The sequence below is a fragment of the Mesorhizobium sp. M7A.F.Ca.US.005.03.2.1 genome (assembly GCF_003997795.1).
In the GTDB taxonomy this organism is placed as follows: domain Bacteria; phylum Pseudomonadota; class Alphaproteobacteria; order Rhizobiales; family Rhizobiaceae; genus Mesorhizobium; species Mesorhizobium ciceri.
In genome coordinates, this window is sequence record NZ_RZRP01000520.1 from 1 (window position 1) to 4,587 (window position 4,587).

Genomic DNA, 4,587 nt, shown 5'->3' on the forward strand with positions numbered 1-4,587 from the left:
ATATTGCCGAGCGCACCGGCGACATTGCGGTCATGCGCTCCATGGTGGCCAACGGCTTCGGCTACGGCATCGCCAACATGCGGCCGCTCAACACGCTGGCGCCGGACGGCAAGCCGCTCGTCTTCGTGCCGTTGGACGGTGACCTCCGGCCGCTGACCATGGGCGTCGCCTTGCCCAATTCCGAACATCGTACGCAATCCGCCCAGGCGTTCATCGACCACTGCCGGCATTTTGTCGTCGAGCAAGGTGTGTTCGGCGCCGAGCGGGCCGTCGGCCAGGCAGCGCTTCCGCAGAAGTAGCGCCCGCTTACGCCAGTTGCTGGTCGGCAAGCCGCTTCAGCAATTTTTCCAGCATGTCGTCGCAGCGGCGCATCTGCTCGACGCTGACGAATTCGTCCGGCTTGTGCCCTTGCGCCATCGACCCCGGTCCGCACACGACCGTCGGCGTGCCGAGATCGCGGCTGAACAGGCCGCCTTCCGTGCCGAAGGCCATCTTGATGGTATTGTTGGCGCCGGTCAGCGATTTGACGAAGGCGACGGCTTGCGAACTGGCTGGCGTGTCCAGGCCGGGATAGGTGTTGGTGATGTCGATGTCGATTGCTGCCTCGGGCGCGATAGTCGAGGCTTCGGAAGCAATATGAGCAGCCTCCTTGCGCAGGCGGTCGAGAATCTCGTGCGGGTCGTCGGCTGCGACATTGCGGATTTCGAAGTCGACCTGGCAAAGGTTCGGCACGATGTTCAGCGCCACGCCGGCGTTGATCTTGCCGACATGGACGGTCGTGTATGATATGTCGTAGTCGCCGTCGCGGGCGCCATCGCGCATCAGCCGGTCCTGTTCGCGGCGCAAGGCGGCGACGAAGTCGCAGCCGAGATGGATGGCGTTGAGCGCCAGCGGGGCCAGCGCCGAATGGCCTTCGCGCCCCTTGCAAAGCGCGCGTGCGGCAAGCTTGCCCTTGTGCCCCGTCGCCACCTGCATATCGGTCGGCTCGCCGACAATGCATAGCAGCGGCCGATGCGGGGCCGCTTGCAGCATGTCGATTAGGCTGCGCACACCGATGCAGCCGATCTCCTCGTCGTAGGAGAGTGCCAGGTGCAGAGGCGTCTTCAGCGTCATTTTCGCGGCCTTGAGGCACGCGGCGAGCGCGCAGGCCACAAAACCCTTCATGTCGGCCGCGCCGCGTCCGTAAAGCTTGCCGTCACGGTTCGTCATCTCGAAGGGCGGCAGCGTCCAGGCCTGGCCGTCGACGGGAACGACGTCGGTGTGACCGGACAGCATGATGCCGGAAGCATCAGTCGGTCCGATGGTGGCAAAGAGGTTGGCCTTGTGGCCGTCCTCGCTGTGGATGATCTGGCTGGCAGTGCCGTGCGCGTCTAGCAGGTCCGCCACGTAGTTGACGAGGGCGAGGTTCGAGTCGCGGCTCACCGTCGGGAATGCGAGCAGCTTTTCAAGGATCTGGGTGCTGTCCATGCGTCTTGTGCCTCATTGGCCGTCGGTACTTCTAGCATCGCGTGGCCGGGGCCTTGAAGTCGCATTTGGCTCAGTCGGGATTCAGCGGATGCTAATCCGGATGTGTGCGATTAGGCGCGGCCTAACCGGCACAGAAGAAATCTGTTGTTTTCCGGCGCTTGCCGCAACTTATGAATGGTCTCACGGCATCAACCCACTGGGCCGGCCGGCTTGCGTCACGCCTCGAAACCATGATCGGGCGTGCTGCAGGGCGACGCTGGCAGGAAGGCACGTTCCATGCGCGATCCGCGCTATGATATTTTGTTCGAGCCCGTGAAGATCGGTCCGGTGACCGCCAAGAACCGCTTCTATCAGGTGCCGCATTGCAATGGCGGCGGCTATCGCGACCCTTCGGCCGCGGCCGAGATGCGCCGCATCAAGTCGGAAGGCGGCTGGGGCGTCATCTTCACCGAGCAAACCGAGATGCACCACACATCCGAGATCACGCCCTTCATCGAGCTCAGGCTGTGGGACGATGCCGATATTCCGGCGCTGGCGAAGATGGCCAAGGCAATGCACCAGCATGGCGCGCTGGCCGGCATCCAACTGGCCTACTCAGGCATCAACGGGCCGAACCTCTACACCAAGGAAGTGCCGCGCGGGCCGTCGGCCCTGCCGATCCGCACCTTCACCAACGATCCGGTGCAGGCGCGCGCCATGGACAAGCAGGATATTCGCGACCTGCGCCGCTGGCATCGCAATGCCTTCAAACGGGCGAGGCTCGCGGGCTTCGATTTGGTGTGCCTCTACGGCGCGCATGGCTTCGGCATCATCCAGCACTTCCTGTCCACGGCCACCAACCAGCGCAGCGACGAATATGGCGGCTCGCTGGAGAACCGCTCGCGGCTGATGCGTGAGCTGATCGAAGAGGGCAGGGACGCTATCGGCGACACGTGCGGCCTGACGCTGCGGCTGTCGCTGGACGAGATGATCGGTGAGCTCGGCTTTGCCAATTCCGAAGTGCGCGACATGATCGAGATGCATGCCGATCTGCCCGACCTCTGGGACCTGGCGCATGGCGCTTGGGAGGACTGCTCCGGGCCGTCGCGGTTCAAGGAGGAGGGCGCGCAGGAGAGCCTGGTGTCCGGCATCAAGAAACTGACCTCGAAGCCGGTCGTCGGCGTCGGTCGCTTCACCTCGCCGGATGTGATGGTGAAGATGATCAAGTCCGGCACGCTGGATTTCATCGGCTGCGCGCGCCCATCGATTGCCGATCCCTTCCTGCCGAAGAAGGTGGAGGAGGGGCGCATCGAGGACATTCGCGAATGCATCGGCTGCAACATCTGCATCACCGGCGACATGACCATGTCGATCTCGCGCTGCACGCAGAACCCAACCTTCATGGAGGAATGGCGCAAGGGCTGGCATCCCGAACGCATGCAGGCCAAGGGCGATAGCGACAGCGTGCTGATCGTCGGCGCCGGCCCGGCCGGGCTGGAGGCGGCGCGTGCGCTCGGCCTGCGCGGCTATCAGGTGGCCATCGCCGAAGCCGGCACCGAACTCGGCGGCCGCGTGGCGCGCGAGTGCCGCTTGCCTGGTCTCTCGGCATGGGGACGCGTGCGCGACTACCGCCAGTACCAGATCAGCCAGATGTCCAATGTCGACGTCTATTTCGAAAGCCGATTGTCGGCGCAGGAGATACTGGACTTCGGCTTTCAGAACATTGCGCTTGCCACCGGCTCGACATGGCGCCGAGACGGCGTGGCGCGCGCGCATGTCGTGTCGATGCCGATCGACCCGGCCATGCCGGTCTACACGCCGGACGATCTGATGGCCGGCACTGTGCCGACCGGCAGTGTCGTGCTGTTCGACGACGACCACTACTACATGGGTGGCGTTCTGGCCGAGCTGATGGCGCGCCAGGGCGCGAAGGTGACGCTGGTGACGCCGTCGGCCTATGTATCCGACTGGACCCGCAACACGCTGGAGCAGGGCGCCATCCATCGCCGGCTGGCCGAACGCGGCGTCGAGATCGTGCTGAACCGGACTGTGACGCGCATCGTGCCGGGCGGTGTTATCACAGTCTGCGCCTATACAGGCGCCCGGAGCGACATCATTGCCGACGCGGTGGTGCTGGTGACATCGCGCCAGCAGGACGATGGTGTCTGGCAAGGCCTGAAGGCGCGGCGGGACGAATGGGCCGACAGCGGAATCCGCTCGATCAAAATCATCGGCGATGCCGAGGCGCCGGGTCCGATCGCCTGGGCAACCTATGCCGGCCACCGCTTCGCGCGCGAGCTGGATGAAGCCGATATCGGCGACGCACTGCCCTTCCGCCGCGAGGTCACGGCGTTGGCCGCGGAATAGGGCGCCTGCGGTGCGGTCAGCGAATATCGGATTGTTCAACCATACCGCATTGCACAATTCCTTCGCTTGGTCACAATGCAGGCATGGTTCGAACCGCACTCGCCGTCCTGGTGATCGATGAAAACCGCATCCGCGCCGCGATCATCGAGGCGGGGTTGCGCGAGGCCGGCCATGAGCGGGTCACTGTCATCCATGATGTGACCGGCATTGCGCGGCGGATCGCCGAGATCGAGCCCGATGTCATCGTCATCGATCTCGAAAACCCGAATCGCGACATGCTGGAAAACATGTTCCAGCTGTCGCGTGCCGTAAAACGGCCGATCGCCATGTTCGTCGACCGCTCCGACCAGGCCTCGATCGAGGCGGCGGTCGATGCCGGCGTTTCGGCCTATGTCGTCGACGGTCTGCGGCAAGAGCGCGTCAAGCCGATCCTCGACATGGCGGTCAGCCGCTTCAACGCTTTTTCGCGCATGGCGCGCGAACTGGAAGAGGTTCGCGGCGAGCTCGAGAGCCGCAAGGTGATCGACCGCGCCAAGCGCATCCTGATGAAATCGCGCGGCCTCTCCGAAGAGGCCGCCTACACGCTGCTGCGCAAGACGGCGATGAACCAGAACCGCAAGATCGGCGACATCGCCCAAAGCCTGGTGACTGCCGCGGGGCTGCTGGGACCGGCGGAGGACGAATGAGCATGACTGCCGAGCACCAGATCACCGCCGGCTTCATGCCGCTTTTCGACAGCGCCGTGCTGGTCGCGGCGGGCGAACTTGGCTTCGC

Annotated in this window: 4 protein-coding genes; 3 read left to right on the forward strand and 1 reads right to left on the reverse strand. The window is 64.4% G+C overall.

Features of this window, described 5'->3' with window-relative positions; translation table 11 throughout:
• Positions 1–299 (forward strand): LysR substrate-binding domain-containing protein (locus tag EN991_RS24535; protein ID WP_245461068.1); only part of this gene is annotated, 299 nt, incomplete at its 5' end.
• A gap of 7 nt (positions 300–306) precedes the next feature.
• On the opposite strand, the gene argE is transcribed toward EN991_RS24535, so the two are convergent.
• Complete coding sequence (gene argE / locus EN991_RS24540) at positions 307–1,467, reverse strand: acetylornithine deacetylase (RefSeq protein ID WP_127369730.1); 1,161 nt, start codon at positions 1,465–1,467, stop codon at positions 307–309.
• 276 nt (positions 1,468–1,743) lie between these two features.
• Here argE and EN991_RS24545 point away from each other — a divergent pair, with 276 nt between their 5' ends.
• Together EN991_RS24545 and EN991_RS24550 are read left to right on the forward strand one after the other, a co-directional pair.
• Positions 1,744–3,813, forward strand: a complete 2,070-nt coding sequence (locus EN991_RS24545) for an NAD(P)-binding protein (RefSeq protein ID WP_127369731.1) — start codon at positions 1,744–1,746, stop codon at positions 3,811–3,813.
• Positions 3,814–3,896: 83 nt separating this feature from the next.
• A complete protein-coding gene (locus EN991_RS24550) occupies positions 3,897–4,499 on the forward strand; it encodes an ANTAR domain-containing response regulator (protein ID WP_127369732.1) in 603 nt (200 codons plus the stop codon).
• The last annotated feature ends 88 nt before the right edge of the window (positions 4,500–4,587 follow it).